Source organism: Amedibacillus sp. YH-ame10, assembly GCF_053848885.1.
In genome coordinates this window covers 21,086-43,193 of record NZ_JBSPFA010000012.1, presented here as the reverse complement: position 1 = coordinate 43,193, position 22,108 = coordinate 21,086, and the positions used below count along the sequence as shown (strand labels likewise).

At 35.3% G+C, this 22,108-nt stretch carries 23 protein-coding genes and 1 other annotated feature; all 23 genes read right to left on the bottom strand.

The genetic code is table 11. The features are described from left to right. Positions 1–2: 2 nt before the first annotated feature. A complete protein-coding gene (gene pheS / locus ACWG42_RS06585) occupies positions 3–1,043 on the bottom strand; it encodes a phenylalanine--tRNA ligase subunit alpha (RefSeq protein WP_455791019.1) in 1,041 nt (346 codons plus the stop codon). A 277-nt stretch (positions 1,044–1,320) separates the two neighbouring features. Further along, complete coding sequence (locus ACWG42_RS06580; RefSeq protein WP_455791018.1) at positions 1,321–2,058, bottom strand: hypothetical protein; 738 nt, start codon at positions 2,056–2,058, stop codon at positions 1,321–1,323. Beyond that, complete coding sequence (locus ACWG42_RS06575) at positions 2,045–2,533, bottom strand: RNA polymerase sigma factor (RefSeq protein ID WP_455791017.1); 489 nt, start codon at positions 2,531–2,533, stop codon at positions 2,045–2,047. The genes ACWG42_RS06580 and ACWG42_RS06575 overlap by 14 nt, the downstream gene beginning before the upstream one ends. An 87-nt stretch (positions 2,534–2,620) precedes the next feature. Next, a complete protein-coding gene (locus tag ACWG42_RS06570; protein WP_455791015.1) occupies positions 2,621–3,679 on the bottom strand; it encodes a type IV pilus twitching motility protein PilT in 1,059 nt (352 codons plus the stop codon). 13 nt (positions 3,680–3,692) lie between these two features. Next, the gene (locus ACWG42_RS06565) at positions 3,693–5,366 is read right to left on the bottom strand and encodes a GspE/PulE family protein (protein ID WP_455791014.1); all 1,674 of its coding nucleotides are present in this window, start codon (positions 5,364–5,366) and stop codon (positions 3,693–3,695) included. A 12-nt stretch (positions 5,367–5,378) separates the two neighbouring features. Beyond that, the gene (locus ACWG42_RS06560; RefSeq protein WP_455791013.1) at positions 5,379–6,809 is read right to left on the bottom strand and encodes a PilW family protein; all 1,431 of its coding nucleotides are present in this window, start codon (positions 6,807–6,809) and stop codon (positions 5,379–5,381) included. A gap of 25 nt (positions 6,810–6,834) precedes the next feature. Beyond that, entirely contained in the window at positions 6,835–7,791 is a 957-nt protein-coding gene (locus ACWG42_RS06555) for a pilus assembly FimT family protein (RefSeq protein ID WP_455791011.1), read from the bottom strand. A gap of 15 nt (positions 7,792–7,806) precedes the next feature. Further along, positions 7,807–8,958, bottom strand: coding sequence for a hypothetical protein (locus ACWG42_RS06550; protein ID WP_455791009.1), 1,152 nt, complete (start codon positions 8,956–8,958; stop codon positions 7,807–7,809). Between the two features lie 18 nt (positions 8,959–8,976). Next, the gene (locus tag ACWG42_RS06545) at positions 8,977–9,591 is read right to left on the bottom strand and encodes a hypothetical protein (protein ID WP_455791008.1); all 615 of its coding nucleotides are present in this window, start codon (positions 9,589–9,591) and stop codon (positions 8,977–8,979) included. Positions 9,592–9,609: 18 nt separating this feature from the next. After that, the gene (locus tag ACWG42_RS06540; protein WP_455791006.1) at positions 9,610–10,272 is read right to left on the bottom strand and encodes a hypothetical protein; all 663 of its coding nucleotides are present in this window, start codon (positions 10,270–10,272) and stop codon (positions 9,610–9,612) included. Positions 10,273–10,282: 10 nt separating this feature from the next. Beyond that, positions 10,283–11,197, bottom strand: coding sequence for a type IV pilus biogenesis protein PilM (pilM, locus tag ACWG42_RS06535; protein ID WP_455791004.1), 915 nt, complete (start codon positions 11,195–11,197; stop codon positions 10,283–10,285). A gap of 9 nt (positions 11,198–11,206) precedes the next feature. After that, positions 11,207–12,403 (bottom strand): type II secretion system F family protein, encoded by a 1,197-nt coding sequence (locus ACWG42_RS06530; protein WP_455791002.1) that lies wholly within the window; start codon positions 12,401–12,403, stop codon positions 11,207–11,209. A gap of 16 nt (positions 12,404–12,419) precedes the next feature. Further along, the gene (locus ACWG42_RS06525) at positions 12,420–13,190 is read right to left on the bottom strand and encodes a prepilin peptidase (protein ID WP_455791000.1); all 771 of its coding nucleotides are present in this window, start codon (positions 13,188–13,190) and stop codon (positions 12,420–12,422) included. Positions 13,191–13,275: 85 nt separating this feature from the next. Further along, the gene (locus ACWG42_RS06520) at positions 13,276–13,734 is read right to left on the bottom strand and encodes a type II secretion system protein (protein WP_455790999.1); all 459 of its coding nucleotides are present in this window, start codon (positions 13,732–13,734) and stop codon (positions 13,276–13,278) included. A gap of 179 nt (positions 13,735–13,913) precedes the next feature. Then, positions 13,914–14,642: a TrmH family RNA methyltransferase gene (locus ACWG42_RS06515; RefSeq protein ID WP_455790997.1), complete on the bottom strand. Its 729-nt coding sequence runs from the start codon at positions 14,640–14,642 to the stop codon at positions 13,914–13,916. Between the two features lie 72 nt (positions 14,643–14,714). Beyond that, a complete protein-coding gene (ileS, locus tag ACWG42_RS06510) occupies positions 14,715–17,438 on the bottom strand; it encodes an isoleucine--tRNA ligase (protein ID WP_455790995.1) in 2,724 nt (907 codons plus the stop codon). A gap of 35 nt (positions 17,439–17,473) precedes the next feature. Beyond that, positions 17,474–17,685: a binding site (T-box leader), on the bottom strand. Next, the gene (locus ACWG42_RS06505; protein ID WP_455790993.1) at positions 17,682–18,146 is read right to left on the bottom strand and encodes a DivIVA domain-containing protein; all 465 of its coding nucleotides are present in this window, start codon (positions 18,144–18,146) and stop codon (positions 17,682–17,684) included. It overlaps the preceding feature by 4 nt. 14 nt (positions 18,147–18,160) lie before the next feature. Further along, positions 18,161–18,928 carry a YlmH family RNA-binding protein gene (locus ACWG42_RS06500; RefSeq protein WP_455790991.1) on the bottom strand — a complete coding sequence of 256 codons (768 nt, stop codon included), beginning with the start codon at positions 18,926–18,928 and terminating at the stop codon, positions 18,161–18,163. Next, positions 18,915–19,316 (bottom strand): cell division protein SepF, encoded by a 402-nt coding sequence (locus tag ACWG42_RS06495; RefSeq protein WP_455790989.1) that lies wholly within the window; start codon positions 19,314–19,316, stop codon positions 18,915–18,917. Before ACWG42_RS06495 ends, ACWG42_RS06500 begins: the two co-directional genes overlap by 14 nt. A 129-nt stretch (positions 19,317–19,445) precedes the next feature. Further along, positions 19,446–19,688 (bottom strand): PRC-barrel domain-containing protein, encoded by a 243-nt coding sequence (locus ACWG42_RS06490; protein ID WP_455790987.1) that lies wholly within the window; start codon positions 19,686–19,688, stop codon positions 19,446–19,448. Between the two features lie 44 nt (positions 19,689–19,732). Continuing rightward, on the bottom strand, positions 19,733–20,512 hold the full coding sequence (locus ACWG42_RS06485) for a SigB/SigF/SigG family RNA polymerase sigma factor (RefSeq protein ID WP_455790985.1): 780 nt from the start codon (positions 20,510–20,512) through the stop codon (positions 19,733–19,735). A gap of 133 nt (positions 20,513–20,645) precedes the next feature. Continuing rightward, positions 20,646–21,350, bottom strand: coding sequence for an RNA polymerase sporulation sigma factor SigK (gene sigK / locus ACWG42_RS06480; RefSeq protein ID WP_455790984.1), 705 nt, complete (start codon positions 21,348–21,350; stop codon positions 20,646–20,648). A 4-nt stretch (positions 21,351–21,354) separates the two neighbouring features. After that, entirely contained in the window at positions 21,355–22,092 is a 738-nt protein-coding gene (locus tag ACWG42_RS06475; RefSeq protein ID WP_455790982.1) for a sigma-E processing peptidase SpoIIGA, read from the bottom strand. Positions 22,093–22,108 lie beyond the last annotated feature (16 nt).

Below are 22,108 nucleotides of genomic sequence, written 5' to 3'. Positions count from 1 at the left end.
TCCTACTCGAAACGAGAGAACGTCTTCAAGAAACGAATATCGTTTGTATAGAAATTACGAATATCACTAATTCCATACTTCAACATCGCAACACGTTCAATACCAATACCAAATGCAAAACCACTTACCTTTTCAGGATCATATCCAGCCATAGAAAGTACATTTGGATGCACCATACCTGCACCTAGAATTTCAATCCAACCAGTTCCTTTACAAACATTACATCCTTTACCACCACAAATATGGCAACTAACATCTACTTCAACACTTGGTTCTGTAAATTGGAAATAACTTGGACGGAAACGAATGGTTCTGCTTTCTCCAAACATTGATTGTGCCAAGAACAATAAAGTTCCCTTCAAATCTGATAATTTGATACCCTCTCCAACAACAAGTCCCTCACATTGCATAAACTGATGAGAATGTGTCGCATCATCATCGTCCCTACGATACACCTTACCAGGACAAATGACTTTTATAGGTAGAACTTCATCTTTCGCAAAAACTTCCAACTGACGCGTCTGTATGGCCGTTGTATGCGTACGTAATAGTTCCTCTGCATTGATATAGAACGTATCTTGCATATCTCTAGCAGGATGATCCTTTGGAATATTTGCACGTTCAAAATTATACAAATCAAATTCCACTTCAGGACCCTCTTCCACTGTATAACCTAACCCAACAAACAAATCTTCCATTTCCTGTTGAATCAACATAAGAGGATGCATATTTCCTAGTGTAGGTTTTTGTCCATCCAACGTAATATCAATCTTTTCATTTTCAATACGTTGATTCATCTCTTCCACTTCTAAAATCGCCTTACGTTCTTCAATTGCACTTCCTATCAATGTCTTTACATCATTGACCATCTGTCCAAATGCAGGACGCTCTTGCGCACTCAAATCCTTCATAGACTTCATAACTTCCTGAATAGGACCTTTCTTACCAAGGTACAATACACGAAGCTGTTGTAATTCATTTACATCTTTACAAGATGCAATCTTGCTTAAACCTTCTTCTTTTAACGTCGTTAAAACATCCATAATTCAACTTCCTTTCCAATAAAAAAGTCGTAAGACTACAGGAACGCTTACTATAGCGCGGTACCATCCTGTTTCATCTTGCGACACACCTTGTTTATCATGATAACCGTCATGGATACGGGAGATGTTTAATCTCACTCCTAGGTGAATTCATAAAGCTATCCTTCAAGAAGACTTTCAGTCCATGATCTTCTCTCCCTAAGATGAGTTGCTTTATTACTAATCCTTATCATCGTTTTCTAGCTTATTATAGCCAATTTTCACATAAATTACAAGGTTAAATTAGAAAGCTTTCTAAGAACTTTGAAAATTCCTCTTCATTTTGTATCCTAGCGTTCATTTGTATGATATAACCCTTGCGATATGCATGCACCCAATACAACGTATTTCCACTCTCTTCCTCATAACGCTTATTGATTGTAAGTTTATAACCCTTGTATTGTTCAACACTGTCATCGTTCTCAATATCATATGGAATGCACCTTGGCATACGTTCATCCTGATAAAATACGTCGATTGCTTCCTGTGTTCCTTTTTCAAAGTGATAGGTAAGATTGGCATAAGGACCAATGGTTTTTTCATCATTCCAATATTGCATATAGTTTATATTCGAAGTGAACCCTGTTGGAATATGCAATTGTTCTAGGGTAGGCGCAATCTGTACCATCTGATTTCGAACTTCTTCATTCATTGGTTCTACAATTCCTGAAATATCTCCTGAGGTCTTAGCAACTTCTTCTATACTAAACGTCTCCTCTTTTACATACGCATTTAGATTGAAAGGCGCCTCCACAACAGGACTTTTTTCTTCAACTACAGGGATACTTTCATTAGGCTTGTAAAAGCTATACAATACTCCTATTCCAACACATAAACATAGCATCACACAAGCTGTCGCATAACGCATCCCAATTCTTCTTGTGGTTGTTTGCTTTGTACTCATTGCTTGTACTGTCTTTAGAATAAGCTCTTCAGGTATTTCTAATTCCTCATTAATTTGCTTATAGGTTTTCAAATTCTTCACATCCTTCCAGTTGTTTCTTTAATAGATTACGTGCTCTTTTTAGCTGTGTACGTATCGTCGCATCTGGCAAATGAAGGATAGACGCAATTTCTTGAGAGCTATACCCTTCATAGTAGTATAAATGGATAACTTGTCTATATTTCAAAGGAAGTTTTAAAACTACTTCATATAGTCCATATTCCTCTTCTTTTAACATTGGAATATCTTCAATCAAGGGAGCACTATGACGAACAAAAGCAGACATAAAATGATTCTTACAACAATTTCTAGTCACGACGAAAAACCATGCTTTGGCATGCTCTTCATTTTCAAATACTGGTTGTTTCTTTAGATAGCGTAAAAAGACTTCTTGAAACACATCATCTGCCACATCTTTGTGTTTGGTAAGTGAAAGGGCAAAACGATACACACTATGTCCATATTGTTCAATTAACTTCTCCGCTTCTTGTGCACTTAAAGCTTCCATAATTACCCCCTTTCGTATGTTATACCCTAGATTCTATAAGAATGTTTCAAAAAAACAGGAAAATTTCCTGTTTTTTTCGAATATGATTTATCCCATTAAATATTGATGTAATTCGTTTGGATCATCACTATATTTTTCAGCTACTTCTCTACTCACTTTTCCCGTACGAACAAGTCTTGCTAAATCGTAATTCAAAGATTGCATTCCTGTTTTCACCCCTGTTTGTATCAAGGAATTGATCTGATGCACTTTGCTTTCACGAATCATTGCCCCTACAGCATCTGTACCCGTCATAATTTCAAGAGCCGCTACGCGTCCACTTCCATCACTTAATGGTAACAATTGTTGTGTAATAACTGCTTTTAAAATACCTGAAAGTTGCATACGTATTTGGGATTGTTTTTCCGCTGGGAAAACGTCAATGATACGATCGATTGTCTTAGCTGCCCCAATAGTATGTAAGGTACTAAACACAAGGTGTCCTGTTTCCGCAAGTGTGATAACAGAAGCGATTGTTTCGTAGTCACGCATCTCTCCAACTAAAATAACATCTGGGTCTTCACGCATTGCAGAACGAAGTGCCATATCAAATGATTCTACATCACGACCTATTTCACGTTGATGAATTAGCGCACGCTTACGTTCATATAAGTACTCTACAGGATCTTCAATCGTTAAGATATGACAATCTTTTCTCTCGTTAATATATTGCATAACAGCCGCTAGTGTTGTGGATTTACCACTTCCTGTAGGACCAGTCACAAGTACAAGCCCACGAGGTTCCATTGCTAAATCTTTTAACACACTCGGTAAACCCAATTCTTCTAATGACCATATATGATTGTTAATGATACGTAAAGCCGCACAAAGTTTCCCTTGTTGACGATACACATTCACACGTTGGCGTTCATTTCTACTATCCACATAGGTAAAGTCTAAATCCTTCCCATGCTTCAACAATTCTTCTTCATGTTCATTGATCATAGAATGAATCATATCGTTCATTTCTTGATCACTAATTGTTCTTGGATAATCTACTAATTTTCCATTCATTCGAATCATGGCACTACCACCCACATTCAAATGTAAGTCACTACACTTATGATCTCTAGAATACGCAATCATTTCTTCTAATAATGCATTCATATTTGCTAGCTCCTTAATCTGTATAAGCTGAAATCTTATACAATTCTTCCATCGTTGTCATACCTTCTTTAACGAGTTGAATTGTCGCTTCTTTTAATGTTACAAGGTTTTGCTCCTTTTTAACATATGCATACATATCATTAACTTCCGCATGACTACTAATTAATCTACGTAACGTCTTATCAATCAAAATAACTTCATGAACAGCTGTTCTACCTTTGTATCCAGTATTATTACAATGATTACAACCAGCTCCATGATAAATAAATTCAATATCTTCACCAAGTTCATCTTTTTCAATATCCGTAGCTTTGATCTTTGTTTTACAGTGAGGGCAAATGGTTCTTACCAAACGTTGAGAAACAGAACCAATCATAGAGTTCGCAACCATAAATGGTTCTACACCCATATCCTCTAAACGAACGATTGCGGAAATCGCATCATTCGTATGTAAAGAACTAAGAACTAAATGTCCTGTAATTGCTGCACGTACAGAAATAGAAGCCGTTTCACCATCACGCGTTTCCCCTACTAGGATAACATCTGGATCTTGTCGCAATAACGCACGTAATCCCGTTTCAAAATTAAGACCCGCCATATTATTAATCTGCATTTGATTCACTCGTTCTATATTCTTCTCTACTGGATCTTCAATCGTTGAAATATTCACCTGTTTCTTTGCTAATGCTTCCAATATCATATACAACGTAGTTGTCTTACCACTTCCTGTAGGACCCGTAATATAGATAATACCATGAGGCATTTCCATCATCTTACGCATCTTCACAAAGTTTTCAACGTTCATACCATATTGACTATCATTACGAATAGGTGTATTACTATTCAAGAAACGAAGTACCGCTTTTTCACCATATACTGTTGGAATTACAGACACACGTAAATTCATTTTAATGTTTTCAATAGTAACCATAAAATGTCCATCTTGAGGAATACGTTTTTCCGCGATATCCATATTACTCATAATCTTAATACGGACAATCAAAGATTGATGCAATGTTTTCGCAAGCTGTACATAATCAACAATCATTCCATCGATTCTCATACGTACCATTGTTTTATCTTCATATGGCTCCACATGGATATCACTTGCATTTGCTTTATATCCGCGAAGAATCAAGGAATTGAATAATTTTACAACTGGTGTATCATCTGTTTCAGAATCAAACAATTCACTTTCATCAAATTCAAAGGATACAAAATCTTCACTTGCTTTATTCGCAACTTCTTTCGCATTGATTTCAGAATAATAATAATCAATGGCACTTAATATTTTTGCTTTCTCACAAAGACAAACAGAAATACTCATACCCGTAACTAAACGAACATCTTCAATTCCATAGAAATTCAAAGGATCACTCGTTACAATCGTCAAACGACCATTATTTTCACTAATCGCAATCAAGTTATATTTTTCTGCTAATGCTTTTGGTATTTTTGCGACAGCATCTACTTCAATTTTCACATCATCTAAATCTACTACTGGCTCATTCAATTTATCAGACAATGCCTTCAACATTTGTTGCTCAGAAATAAAACCCAAATCAATCAAATGTTGTCCCAAACGCTTAGAGCGATCATTACGCTGTGCTTCCAATGCAGATTGCAATTGATCTTCATTGATATAACCATACTCTTTTAACACTTCACCTATTGGTATATTTTTCATACAATCACTCCTCTACGCCTGTGTCCAATTTCCATTGCCTTCATATTTCACTTCTACCCATATAGATTTATCTGTAGGTTCAGTCCCTACGAAATCATCTTTTTTAGCCAAATAAAACTTTCCATCATAGCGAATAATATCCCCCTTTAAATATCCACTTGTTTCATCCCAATTCAGTTGAATCTTTTGCCAATCATATTCCCCTTTTTTATTTTTCTCACCTGGAGCAATATTCCCATCTCCATTTTGCACTGTCATCCATACAGCACCATTGTACTTAACAAATTCATTCATTGAACCATGACCATTTCCCTTATACTCCTCTATCACAAGATTTGGGTCATCATCCTTATTATTTACTGTATCCTGATACTTTTCTAAATTACAACCATTATAATAGTCTGGGAATGTTTCCTTATCATTTAAATCAATGAAGTCTTTTGCAGAATCCTTTGGACCTTTCCAAACCGCATAAGCAGCTGGATTATTTGGAAGCACATCAGAAGCACCTCCATCCGTACGAATCATTTGATAGTATTTACCGGCATATACGATAATATCTTTGTAATCATAATAGGAAGCTTCACTATAATCTTTACTAATTTTCTTCCAATTTGTAGATTTATCTGGCCTAGTACTACCCGCATCTGTAGCAACTTCTAATCGATACCAAGCACCATCTTTATCAGGGTATTGAACAAAATCTCCTAAAACATATTGTTTCCCAAGATTGTTCCATGCATTCTCAATCCAAACACCCTTATTATTACTTGCAGAATCCTCAAGTGCAGTGATAGCTTCATTCTTACAATGAATTTCATCCGCAACAGTACCACTGCTATCAATAGTTGGAGTATCGTTCACAAAAGGATTTGTACCTTTTTGATAAAATATTCTACGTGTGCCAACGATATTCAACAACTCTGAATATTGATCCTCACTTGCGCCATTTGAAGAAAATACATTATTCTTCAAATTAATCAATTCTAACGTATGAGATGTCTTATATATCTCTTTATTGTTGTTATCCAAAAAAGCAAAACTCAAATCCATACGATAATCATTTTTATAACAGCGTGCTTTTAGTTCTAAAATATTGTTATTATAAAAATCATCTGTATACAATAGTAACTCAGAAGCATCATCCCCCACATATGTAGTCTTTATGAGATGTTTTTCACTATTCAAAGATAATGCATACCAATCACCATAAGCCTTAGGTTTTTCATCCGCCACAACTACACTGCTAGCATACGCTAACTCATCTCTTATTAAATCAGCTATTTTATCAACAGCAAATTTATTAACATCAGCACTCTCTGTTTTGTTAAAGTATCCAAAGCTATTCAATATGATAGAACCAGCAACAACCATAACAATAGAAGTAATGACAAGAGTAACCAATATTTCAATAAGTGTAAATCCTTTGTTATTTGTTTTCATAGTTACCTCACCTCTTTCTTCTTACTTACTTCCAGATATCATCTGGGTTGCTTGGATTGTATTCCGCATTCATATCAAGTTTTTTCCACCCAATAGATTTGTCTGATAATTGCAATTTAAATGTATCCCAATTCATCCAATCACTATTTCCTTTATATGATAACGCTGAAAATCCACGGAGGTTATATAAAGGCGCATAGGTCATAACATAATCATCACCTTCATAATAATACCAACTAGAGTTCTCATAGTTGTAAACAAAATGAATAACTTCTTTTACAGCATTTTCAGTTGATGAATAATCGTTATCTTCATGATATTTATCATACTTAGACAAATAGATTAACACATTTTTAGCATTTGAATCTTGCATAGCGTGTTCCCAAGGATAATACGCTTTCAAATAATATGGAATTGCACTTTCTTTTAAAGGTAATATTTCAATAGGATATCGTATATAATCATCTTTCGCATTAAATTCTGGATAATAACTACCTGATCCATCACTTATAGCTGCATCCTTTTTAAATATGAAGTTCAATCCAACTTTCGTATTATAGCCACCATTCAAAAATGCATTCGCACGTTCTGTAACCCTTAAATAAAACGAATTTGCATTATTAACAACATCAGGATCCACTTTCGAACTTGCCGCATTTTGAATAGACTTAAGTGTTATAATGCCATCGGACTTCATGCTATGTTCACTTACATTGTATTTTGCAGATACTTGCTTTCCTTTAAAATTCTTTATTTTAACTCCATCCATTGTTTTTGATGTAGTTACTACTTCTTTATTTGTTTCAGAATCCGTTTTTTCTGCTTTTGACAATAACGCATTGCTTTGATTCTTCACCGTATTTGCATTTCCCATAACACGGATTACATTCGCAAATCCGGTCATAATCATAAGCCCAGCAATTGACAATATGAAAATCGCCATCAAAGTCTCCATCAATGTCATACCTTTATTATTTTTCATATTGTCATCTCCCTTCTATTGCAACATATTTTCTTCTGTAAGGAAATTTGCTACTAAGTAATTCCATTTATCTTCAGCATCATTAGAAGAATCAAAAGATGTTGGTGCTAATGACATAGGTGCACCATTTGGGGTTAAGCGAATTTGATTAATATAATACCAATGTCCATTATAGAACACTAAATTGATAACGCCTCCATTGCTAGGAGTAGCTGATTCATTCGCAAACACAAACAGTAGGTTATACCAATTTGTGTATTTTGGCTGAATATAATAAGGTTTACTCAACAATTTATCCTTCGAAATGCTCTTTTCTACTTTTTTGATGGATTGTGTTCCATCAGGTAGTGTAACGGCTGTAGGTATAATAAGCTTATCCTTCGCAGTAACTTCATCTACATTATATGGAATATAGGTATGTTCATTATTTCTATTAGCCAAATAATCACGTAAGGTTTTGTCATCAAAATACTTCAAAGCCTCTAGTCTTGCCCTCATAGTTTCATCTACGTTCTGCCAAGATTTATCTTCTTTCATATATTGAACCAATGCTCTCACAGCAGATTCTTGATTCATACCTTCACTCATTTTTTGTGAGAAATACTCATAGAATTCTCGCATGTCATTCCCTACTTTGTAACCAAGTGTAACATTATTAAAGACTTCATCCGCATCACCATTTTGATAATAACGTATGATTTGCCATTTATCTCCAATACCATCGATATACCCCAATTTTAAATCCGCTCTAACTTCATACTTTTGACTATCGTACTCCGCAATCACGCCAATGGTAATATATCCCTTCATTGATTTATCCGTCTTATTGATCAAAATATAGCTTTCTAGTATATCCCCAACATTCGCTGTTGTTGGAAGAGATACCGTCAAAGGTATTCGTTGTCCTTCACCTAAGATTGGTGTAAATTCATCCTTAGATGTATCCATAAATAAAGCTAAGTATTCTTCATTGCCTTTTTTGATATTTTCTGCAATGTCTTCCACAACACCCTTAGCAGTTAAATACGCTTGTCTTTTAGAATTTGTTTGTAATGTACGATGATAATAGGAATACGCAATCGTCAAACTGCCCGCAATTAAAATGGACAAAACGCCTATTACAACAATCGCCCACAACAATGCGGATCCCTTCTGATTTTTCTTCATATCATCACCAACCTAATTTTAAACCATGAACACTTTAAATGTAACCGTCATTGTGTTCGATAATAACAACTGACTTGAGTATGTTACTTCAGAAACTTTCAATGTTTTTATTGTGTTTGCATCATTGACCATTGCTTGTAAATTTGAAATAGTTCCAGTAACGGTTAACGTTACATTATATACTTTCGCTTTTGTTTTTTCTGTTGCATTTTCTTCAGTAGTTGCCTGTGCATCTTTGGTCTGTGCTTTCGCAAGTTCTTGTATATACTCTTCGTAGTTTACAACTTCTTCTTCACTTACCTCAGAAACCTGCAATGACATTGGCTTCAAATAATAATTAACTGCTAATGAAGTAATCAATTGGTCAACGTCTTCTGTACGTGTTAAATCCGCAATATAGAAACGATCGATTGCCGTATTATAATCTTTCGTAGCTGCTTCTATTTTGGCATCTAAATCTTCATACTCAATAATCCCAGCTTTTGTCGACATCCACTGCGTTTCAATCGTCGTATATTTTGCTTTTAAATCATTATATTTTTCAAGTGCAGGCATGCATAGTAGAAAGCCTCCACCTACAATGATCAAAATATATACCAATACATACAGTAGGATTTTTTCTCTCTTTGTCATATTTTTCATTCATATCACCTACTTCAAGATACATTCAACAGTTGCGGAATATACGGTTTCCTTCACTGTTTCTTGCTCGCTCTTTGTTATATTTCCTAATATATTTGATACACTGTTATTACTTGAAGATGATGTGCCTTCATTTGCTTTTTCAGAAGCTGCATACCCTGCATAAGTCACTTTCGCAAATTCCCCACTTGCTTTTAGATTACGCACAAATTCCTCTGTGTTGCTCTCTGTAGCAGTTTGTATAGTTACGGTTATAGCTTGCGAAACTCTTGTATAATGAAACCCTGTAATCGTAACTTTTCCGTTTCCTGAAATAATCAACTGATCAAATGTACCTTGAGACAATTGTGGATAAGACTGTATGTCTTCGTACAATTTCTTATATTTCTCCGTATTTGCATAAATTCCTTGCAATGTATTTGCCTTAGCAACATTTGGATCTTCTGCAATCTTTTTCTCAAGTTGCTTGATTTTGACATTCATCTCATCAATATCCCCTTGCATACCAATGCTTTGTAAGGTCACATAGCCAAACACTCCTGCTATAATAACTGCCAATATAACTGGAGGTATTGCATACTTCATTATGGAAGCGTATTTTGATGGTTCTTTTTTCTTTTTAAACGCATTTAATAAATCAATGTCTTTTGTTTTCAATTTCTTTTGAAGCATCTCATACACCTCACTTTCTAATTAAGCATCCAACGCAATAAACGTAGTCATTCAAATAAAATTTTTCTTTTTTCTCACTATTCGTTACATATATAGTTTTTGAATCTGGAAAACGCCCTGCTTGAATTTCCAAATTCTCTTCTACCATTTTAGACAATGCAATTTCTTCAGATTTCTCTAATCCACAAAAGAACGCCATTTCAATTGGATATGGACTTCTCTTCGATTTGTTAAATTGAATCAATTGAGATATATTACTATTCATTTCTGTAAGAAAATCCGGTGTTCCACGTTCTGAAAACATACGAGAACGATTAGAGAACGTATAATGGTTATTCTCAAATAAATAAGAAGAAACATTATTCGCATCCAAAACAGATACAATAAACGTCTTATCTTCAAAATCACTCAATTCTTCAGTTAGTTTATGTAATGTATTCACGGAAATATCAATACTATCTACTTTTATACCAGCATTTTCGAATACTTCCAAATAACTTGAAATAAGTTTACGTTCCACAGCACAACATAGGATTTCTCCTCCTACTTTATCTGCTTCTGTATACTCATTGCGAAGAACACTATAATCATAAATTAAATCCTCATATCCTTCTTCAAGATTAGAGAGTTCATTTTTCACTACTTGTGTCAATTCACTCTTTTTCAGTGCGGGCACATCAACGTTTTTTACTAAGATTTGTCCACTGTCGATAACAATACGACAATGCTTCACACCTTGTTCTTTCAACGTCTTCAAATTTTCTAAAATTTGCGCCTCATCTGTAATCACACCATTGATCATAGTTCCTTCATCCAGAGGTAGTTCTAGAAAGTTATGGATCTTTATCATATCTGATTTATCAGATGATCCCTGTATCAACTGAATACTATTCGTCGATATATATACTACGTTTTCACTTGCCATAATGTCCTCCTATGCGATTCCTGTTGGATTTTGATACATCTGGTAAATTGGTAACAAAACAGAAAGCATGACCATCAATACAATAACTGCTAAAATAATGATCATTACTGGTTCCATAATGGTAACCATTCTTTGCGTTGCAGCTTCTGATTCATAATCAAAATCATCCGCAATACTTGTTAACATATCCTCTAATTTACCGCTCTCTTCACCAATAAAGATGGATGTACTTAACTTAGAATCAAACCCTTGAATTTTTTGAACACTTTGTGATAATGCAGAACCATTACGCACCATTGTAATAGTATCATCAAATTGCGATTCTAAGTATTTATTACCAACTGTTGTTCTAGCAATTTGCAATGCATTTATAATTGAAATCCCACTTGTATACAAGGAACATAAATTACGTGCAAATCTAGCTGTATATATAATTCTTAATAACTTTCCAAACAAAGGTGATGTAAGTTTGAATTTATCAAACTTATATCGAATCTTATCAACTCTCAATAAAGAAGAAATAATAGCAATGATCATCAATACTCCAATCAAGAACAAATACCAATATTCCAACATAGCTTTCGAGAACGCATTCACTAATCGCGTAACAAGTGGTAGTTCCATTCCTTCAAAAATATCTTGAAATTGAGGGATAATCAATGTAAACACCGCAACAATTACAACCACAGTCATACATAAAAGAATAATCGGATATACCATGGCATTTTTCACTTTGCTTTTTACACGATTGTCTTTTTCATATTGAATCGCCATCGTCTTCGCAACTTTTTCCATTTGCCCACTAGCTTCTCCAGAACGATACATATTAATCATCAACTCAGGAAAAGCCTTCCCTTGTTCTTCCATTGCCGCAGACAATGTCAAACCTTGTTGAAGTTTACGATAAATATCTGTATAAATTCTTTTAATTTTAGGATTCTCTTCCCTTTGTAAAAGGATTGATATTGCACGTATCAAACTTACACCTGAACCAAGCATTGCCCCTAACTGTCTAGAATAATCTGCTAGTTCCTTCAACTTCATTTTATACTCATTACGTTGTACATTAGTTATATCTTTAAAACTAATCAAATATAAGTTTTCACTACGCAACAAAGAGACAAGCTGTTTTTCGTCATCCGCTTCACGCTTGCCTTGTATTTTGTTTGCTTCCATGTCTCTAGCTATGTATTTAAATACTGCCATATTCATTCACCTCTTTTTAAATCAGACCAAAAAACATTAAATACGAGTGAATAATTTCATTTCCATATAGTAATGATACCATAATTCCTACCGATAGGTAAGGTCCAAACGCCATATAACTGCCTTTTTCTGTCTTTTTTCGCAATAATAAATTGATTGCATACCCTCCACCTAACAGTAAAGACACAAAGGTTGCGAGTAATGTTAATTTCCAACCTAATAAAATCCCACATACCGCTATCAGTTTAATGTCTCCTCCCCCGAAACAATCTGGTATACATCTCGTTAATACATACATTGGTAAACTTACACTAAAGAAACCAATCATTCTGTCTATGATACTTACATCCGTTTGTACAAACATCATCCCAATGATTGGAATAAACAACGCCAGCACCAATCCATTCGGGATTTCCATTGTATCAAAATCAATCATAGTGATTGCTAGTAATATTACAAACAATATAAACACAAACAATGCTTCTAATTGAAAAGGATATTTCCAGAAACAGAAAACCGCAAATATCCCCCCAATGCACTCAATCAATGTATCACGCATTGGAATCTTAACTCCACAATATCGACATTTTCCTTTTAAAAACAAATAACTAAAAACTGGAATCAAATCCAACCATCTTAATTCATGATTACAACTTGGACAAAACGATCTACCTTTCGCAACCGATAATTTCTGAGGCACTCTCCAAATTACCACATTAATAAAACTTGCGACGCACATCCCAATCAGAAAGGAATATATATATATAACAACAACAATACTCTCCATGAAACTCCCCTTTCCAAATATGTAAAGTAGAAAGCCTCTAACTAGTAGAGGCTTAAAATCTTATAAATTAGACACATCAAATACACTAGTTGTAAGCCGCGCCATCTGTAGCTGCACCATTAGATACAACAGAGGTGCCATCCGCCGAATTAAATGTAACATGACGAGTAGGATCGCCCTTCACAGTAATCTCACACACATTGACATTATAAACATTTTTGCCATTCACTTGTGATTTTGTAAAAGTACAGTTTGCTGAGTTTATGGCTCCATCTTCTTGAATTTCAGTATTCAAGTTGTTTCCATTGATCACAGTACGTGTTGCTGGTTGTGTTGCATTTTCTCTTGCAAGGATACCTTGTGCCCCAACATAACCATTACGTGCTTGCGCAATAAATTTTTGATCATTCGCTTTACTTACGTAACCAAGAATAGCTGGTACCGCAATAGCCAATAGGATACCCATGATTACTAATACTACGATGATTTCCATTAATGTGAAACCTTTTTTGTTCTTCTTTAAGTTTTTAACATTTTTAAACATTTCTCTTCTCTCCTTTATTTCATATGCAGAAACTGCATACCTTCTCATGCATCCATTATAGCACAATCATCTAAAGTGTGTAGAAAAAATTACGATAAATTGTAAAAATTCCGCTTGTTATATGCAATTCCTAGTAATTTGTGACGATTGTGTGACTTTTTTTGAGTTTTTCTTGTTTCCTATCGGAAATGATACATACAAATCCCCGACGCTACTGCGACATTTAACGATTCAAATGTCTCCATTTCGATGAAAACTTTTTGATCTGCACAGTCCAAAATACGCTTACTGACACCACTTCCCTCATTGCCAAACACCAATGCAATTTCACTTGGTTTTTCTACTAAAGACATGGGTTTTCCATTTTCAAGTGCTGTAGCGTAGATAGGAATATGTTGTTCTTGTAGATGATGTATTACCTCTTCCATATCTTTTCGTAATACCGGAAGATGGAAAAGGGCGCCTTGTGTAGAACGTATTACTTTTTCATTGTAAACATCTGCACAGTGCGTTGATAAAACAACGCTATCATATCCAAACGATAATGCAGTGCGTATAATGGTTCCCACATTACCTGGATCCTGCACGTCATCTAGGATGACGATATGCTTCCCTAATTCTTCTGTAGAAAGTGTTGGATAATGACATACTGCCATAATCCATGTACCAGATTTGCTATCACTTAGTTTCTTCAATATTTCTGGTGTTACTTCATAACTTTCATACAAGTGATACTTACAAGTATGGGACTGTTCCACAACAATCGCATCGATCAAGCCAGCTTTATGTGCTTCTTCAATCAAATGTTCTCCTTCGATTAGAAATTTTTGGTCTTGCTCGCGATGTTTTTTTTCTTTATATTTTGCCCACTGTTTTACTTTTGCGTTCGTTAATGAATTGATTTCCATACATGTACTCCTATTCTTTTTGTTTATGATATCACATAAGAAAGGTAAAGTCATCGGACTTTACCTCATTGTTTATTTTAATACGCTTGCGCAACGTTCACATAAACCATCTTCTGCATGTGAATCGCTGATATTCCAACAGCGTGGACATACACTACCTTCACACTTCTCTACAGAAGCCTGACATACTTCGTATGCTTGTAGTTCATCTACGCTGAAAGATACCTTAGACACAATTAACCACTGATGGAAGTTATTCCCACAGTATGTATCAATAAGTTTACGATCTTCATCACTTACATTTACTAAAACATGCGCTTCTAAAGATTTACCAATCACCTTTTCTGCACGTGCTTCTTCTAATGCTTTGAAGATATCAGAACGGATTGCCATCATACGTGCCATATCTGCTTTGATGCTTTCTCCATTTTCTACATGTTGTGTTTCAGGGAAGCTTCCTAAATGGATGCTTTCTTCTTCTGCATGGAAGAAATCATTCACTTCTTCTGTTGTATGCGTAAGAATTGGTGCCCATAAACGAACAAATACATTTACCGCATGATAAATAACTGTCTGTACTTGACGACGTCTAATATCATCTTTCTTTTCGATGTATAGAATATCTTTTGTAAAATCTAAGTAATACGCAGAGAATTCATTTGTCATCAATGTTGTTAACATACTTGTCACATCCGCAAAACGATATTCTTTGTATGCTTTTTGTACTTTTGTATTAACATCGTCCAAAAGTGCAATCATATGTTTATCTAACAATGGAAGAGTTTCCACATCTTGTAAATCTGCTTTTTGGAAATCTTCTGGGTGAATATTTGCCAATAAGAAACGGAATGTATTACGAACTTTACGGTAGTTCTCAGAAATCTGTTTCATGATTTCATCACTCATACTACAATCTGCTTGATAATCTACACTTGCTGCCCATAAACGTAAAATATCCGCACCAAATTTCTTTGTGATTTCTCCTGGCGCTACCGCATTCCATTGACTCTTAGACATTTTCACGCCTTTTCCATCCATGACAAACCCATGGCTTAATACCTGTTTGTATGGAGAATGTCCATGCACTGCAGTCCCTACAATTAAAGAAGAGTTAAACCAACCACGATATTGATCGCTTCCTTCAAAATACAAGTCTGCTGGATATCCTAGATTGTTCGCAATCATAGCACCTGTATGAGAAGAACCACTATCAAACCATACATCCATAGTATCGCTTTCTTTATAGAATACACCATTTGGTGAAGCGGCATTTGTATACCCTTCTGGAAGAAGATCTTTGGCTTCTTTTTCAAACCAAATGTTAGAACCATGTTCTTCAAATAGTTTTGCGACATGATCAAATACAACTTGATCCATAATCGGAGTATCATCTTCCCCATAGAAAATAGGAATTGGAACACCCCAAGCACGTTGACGAGAAATACACCAATCTCCTCGATCCGCAATCATATTATGCATACGTTGTTGACCCCATTTTGGAATCCAATCAACATTTGCAATTTCAGTTAGTAATTGTTCTCTAATTTTATCAATAGATGCGAACCACTGTGTTGTAGCACGGAAAATAATTGGTTTCTTTGTTCTCCAATCATGTGGATAAGAGTGCGTAATAAACTCAAGTTTCAATAAAGCTCCTAGTTCATCTAAACGCTGTGTAACCGTTTTATTGGCATCATCTACATATTGCCCTTCTAACCATTCCCCAGCATCTTTCATCATGCATCCATGTTCATCCACATTACAATACGCTGGTAAACCATATTTGGCACCGATGAAGAAGTCATCTGCACCAAAACCTGGGGCTGTATGCACACACCCGGTACCAGCTTCCGCTGTTACGTGATCCCCTAGGATCACTAAGGATTCTCTATCATATAAAGGATGTTGACAAACGATTTTTTCTAGTTCGCTTCCTTTGAATGTTTTTACGATATCCTTCTGTGTTAAACCAAACTTCTCCCATAAAGCATCTACCATTTCTTTTAGAACGATAAGTTTTCCTTTTTCACTCTCTACAAGTGCATAGGTAAAGTCTTTGTTTAAACAGATTGCTAAGTTTGCTGGAATCGTCCAAGGTGTTGTTGTCCAAATTACAAAAGAAGTATCTGTATCTAATATACCATTTCCTTCTTTTACCGCAAACTTTACGAAGATTGTAGGACTTTTAATATCATGGTATTCGATCTCTGCTTCTGCAAGTGCAGATTCTGATGATGGAGACCAATAGACTGGTTTTAATCCTTTATAGATCAATCCTTCCATTGCCATTTTACCAAAGATTTTAATTTGTTCTGCTTCAAAGTCTTTGGTCAATGTAATGTATGGATGATCATAATCACCAACGACACCAAGAGATAAAAATCCCTTCTTTTGACGTTCTACTTGTTCCATCGCATAGTCATAACATAATTTACGAAAGTCTGCCAATTCCATTTTCTTACGATCATGTCCTAGTTTTGTAATTGCTGTTTCAATTGGTAAGCCATGTGTATCCCATCCTGGAATATAAGGTACCTTATACCCTGCCATGAATCGATTACGTACAATGACATCCTTTAAAATCTTATTAAGAGCATGTCCTAAATGGATATCCCCATTCGCATAAGGAGGCCCATCATGTAGCACAAAAGACTCGCAACCTTCTCTTTTTTCTAACATCTTTTCGTATAATGCTTGTTGTTTCCAACGTTCTTGAAACCCTGGTTCTTTGCTTGGAAGTTTCCCTCTCATTTCAAATTCTGTTTTTGGCATCAATAGTGTGTCTTTATATTCCATGTTCATTTCCTCCTAACATAAAAAAACGCCCTCTATCTAAGGACGTATAATCAACGCGGTACCACCTTAGTTCTTCATATTCCTATGAAGCCCTCAAACTTATAACGACAAGTGCATCGTATCATCTTACTGTACTTGGGATGATCTGCTCCAAAGTGATAATCAAAATGAATCCTTACAGTTTTTCACCAAACAACTGCTCTCTATAAATTCCTCATCTTAATCGTATCTTTTTCTACGCATTTATTTTTCTTTTTTTAGTAGATCCATATCTGGAATCTGTGGCGTCTCAAATTCATCAAGTGCCTGTGAAATCTTCGCTAAATCTTCTTTCATGTTCCCCTTTAAAATGTTTGCCTCTTTACCAACACGCGCTATCTCACTTAATACTTCACGTGCCATCATTAAAGATTCTCGAACAATTACATCCGCATTCTTATGGGCTGTTTCCACGATTAGATTTGCTTCTTTCATTGCCATACGTGTCATATCGAAGGCTGCTTTTTCTTTCACATTGAGATTCTCGCAAATCCCATCATATAATTTTTTGTAATCATTTGCTTCTTGTTCGTAAGAATCCCGTAATTGATATGCCTTTTCAATTTTCTCCTGAAGGGAGGATAATTGTAACTGCATAGATTGAATATAATCATCTACTTGATAGCGATTATACCCTTTCTTCATAGTGTCAAATGTAGGTTTGTCCATACTTTCACCCTCGCTCACTCATACACTCCGACATCAATCACGTAATGTTCTTTCTTGGTTCTCTTGATTACTTCTGCGAAATGATAGCGCCCATATCCACGAATGGAAATAGCACTATTATTATTACACATGTAAGACGTTTGTTCAAGTACAACATGATTAACTTTCACTCTCCCTGAAACGATAAATTCCTGTGCTTTTGCACGTGATACATTCGTCAATGCAGAAACAATGGCATCCAAACGAAGAGAGGAAACGATTTTATGTGAATATAAAATCGTAGGCGTATGTTCTATAATATTTGTGCTTCTTTGAAAGTGCACATGATTTCGTTTGATTTTCGTTAGATTACAAACGATATAATTTTCAATTTCCTCATCCAAAATTATTTGTATATCACGATCACTTACAAGGATATCTCCTATCTTTTCTCTTTCAATCCCTAGATTCATCAAGGCTCCTAAAACATCACGGTGTCCTATGGAAGAAAAGGTAGATGAGTAATTCGCCTGAAGTAAGACGGTAGGAAATATAACATCTTCCTCAAATGGTAAAAATGCAAATCGATTACGTTCTGCTTGTGCATAACCCCCATCTTTTCGTACTGCGATTTGGTTTCCACAAATCGTCTCTACAATCGCACTTTGATCAGGCGAAAAAAAGGGAGTAATGATGGTTCGTTTACGTTTTTCTGTAAGATCCAATAGATCATAGATACGTTTTACGAATTCTTCATTACCCCGATAATGTTCAAAGTGTATGCCTTTATTATTCTTCTTCACTGGAATCTAAATTGATTGCCCCGTGAACTGGAACATTTCTAGGTGCACATAGAATTACATTATGTCCAATCTTTTGAATGCTACCATCTAGTGCAAAAATAACACCAGTTAAGAAATCGATTGTTCTTTGAGCGTAATCTCTTTGCAGTTTATGTAAATTGATAACCGCTGCTTTATTTTCTTTTAAGCGACGTGCGATTTCTTCTGCTTCATCAAAAGAACGTGGCTCAAATAACACCATTTTTGTATCATTTGGTAAATGGCTTACTTTTGAGCGAGGTTGTTCATATTGTGATATAGATTGTGTTTCTTCTTCCTCTTCTACTTCTAAAACGTCATCTTCATCCATTGGTGCAATGAATTCTTTAAATTTCTGAGTGATGCTCATAGCGATACCTCCTATTATACTTACCTATATGATAGCATAAAAAAGCCTATAGAAAAAGTTTTTTTGCTTATTCTTGGGCTTTTTTACTTAAACTTTCGTAAGAATTTGGAAAACTATTGTACATCTGTCTCAATGGAAGCGAACAAGAATCACATCTCCATTGATATTTTCGATTTCATTTACTGGTATTTCGATTTCTTCACAAGGAAAAAACCATGGGAATATTTTCTTCACTAGGCTTTGTGCAGGACGTACATAAATAGCATGAATGACGTAATTACATTCATCGAAACCTAAGTCATTTACAAATCCCACAAGTGTTCCATTACGTACATTGATAACTTCTTTTCCAGCTATTTCACAAAATTTCATGTTCTTCACCTAGTTTAGTATATGATAGAAAATTAAAATTGTGCCTATGTTTCAATTTCTCTTTTTAATTGTGCGATGGCATTCTTTTCTAACCGTGATACTTGGGCTTGTGATATGCCGAGTTCTCTTGCTATTTCTGTTTGTGTTTTATCTTGGTAATAACGTTTATGTAAGATATCCAGTTCTTTATCTTTTAGATGTTTCATGCTTTTACGTAAGGATAAAATATTACCTAGCTTTTCTATTTCGTTTTTATCATCTTTGATTTGGTCTAACAAGTATAATTCATCTCCATCATTATTGAACACAGGTTCAAATATAGAGAGTACACTCTGTGTAGAATCCATTGCGTCCACAATATCCTTCTCTTGTACTTCCAATTGTTGTGCAAGCCATGCAATGGATGGTTCTACTTGATGATCATGTATATACTCTTCCTTTAAACGAAAGGCTTTATATGCCAAATCCTTCAAGTGACGAGAAACACGAATCACTTGGTTATCTCTTAGATAACGCCTAATCTCCCCCATAATCATGGGTACTGCGTACGTAGAAAAGCGAACTTCATGTTTCAAATCGAAATTATCAATGGATTTCACTAATCCGATACACCCAACTTGGAATAAATCATCCATGTTCTCACAACGACTAGAAAAGCGTTGTACAATGGAAAGTACAAGTTTCAAATTCCCTTTGATAAGTGTTTCCTTTGCACTTTCATCTCCACTTTGTAACTGTAAAAAAAGCTGTTTCATTTCTGTATTACTAAGCACAACCAACTCTGATGTGTTGATTCCACTGATTTCAACCTTATAACGACTCATATACAATCCTCCTGTCCACTACTAGGAGTCTTCCCTTTAAAAGGTAGCGTTATACGGTATACGAATGGCTTTGCACTGTAAGTAATTGGAAGAAAAATAGGGCTTGACAGATGTAAAAAAAGCTACTCTTATATTAGTAGCTTTGATTATGTTTCATTTGTGTTTTTAGCTTATGAATAATACGTTTTTCAAGACGAGAAATATAGGATTGTGAAATTCCTAAACGCTTTGCGATATCCTTTTGCGTAAGTTCTTCATGTTCGATACCATAGCGCATTTGTAAGATCACACGTTCTCTTTCTTTTAGCGTGCCCATTGCCTTTAACAATTCTCGTTTGTTCTCTTCTCGTTCGAACTCTTTGGTTACGACATCATCATCAGTACCAAGGATATCCGACAACAATAGTTCATTCCCATCGTAATCGATGTTGAGTGGTTCATCAAAACTGACCTCAACTTTACGACGGCTTTTTTTACGCAAGAACATGAGAATTTCATTCTCTATGCACCTAGAGGCATAGGTTACAAGTTTAATATTTTTGTCACGTTTAAATGTATTTACCGCCTTGATCAATCCAATGGAGCCAATGCTGATAAGATCTTCCATAAAAATAGGATTGGTTTCATAACGCTTCGCAATGTATACCACCAAACGTAAATTGTGTTCAATGAGTTTATTACGTGCTTCTTCATCTCCATTTTCAAGCGCAATCAGTGCTTCCAACTCTTCTTCTTTTTCCAAAGGTTTAGGTAGTACGTCATTGCCTTGAATATAGTACACTTGAATCTCATCCTGTTTAAAGAATAAAAACTTCAATATTTTGATTAGTTTTCTCATAGTTTCACCCCATCGTCATCAATTTCATATTTAGTAGTACTACGCATTTGAATGGCAGTTTCAAATGTCGCTCTGCGTTGATATATACTTTATGCCTCTTACATCCTGCCATCTGTATCTCGCATTCATAACAGCGCATAACATCGGTTGAAGTGACACTGTTCATTACTATTAATTCTATGCGTTCGTTTTTAAAATATGCTTGGTATTTCTTATCTACAAAAATGACTGGTATTCCTTTATAGGTTAATAAGTTCCCACTATCCAAATACGATTTTAACCCCATCTTTGTCTGGTTCATAAAAAACTTTGCTTCATATACATAGGATAATTTCGCAAAAATATCTTTCCATTTCAAAAACAATAGCACGTACAACAGTGCATAGACTGCCCACAAGAAGAGAAAGGAGGTTCCTATTGGTACAAACCATACCCCATTATGAAACCCTCCCCCATAAAACAAAAAGGCAGAGCCATAAAACAAATAACGGAAAACAAGTGAACATAAATAACTTTTATAGGCATAACGAAAGAAAAAAAAGAAGCTGATTAACTCCAGCACAACCACCCACACCAAACTATACGCTGACCATGTAAAGACTGCAATGGCACTCACAATGATAGCGTATGGTATACAACGTTTCAAGGAAACAGGCTGCATAGCTGCATATTCCCCTAGCAACACACACAGTAATATGGTCATTGCATTATGTAGAAAGCTCACTTCTACATAGCTTTCCATAGTATCCCTCCTCAAC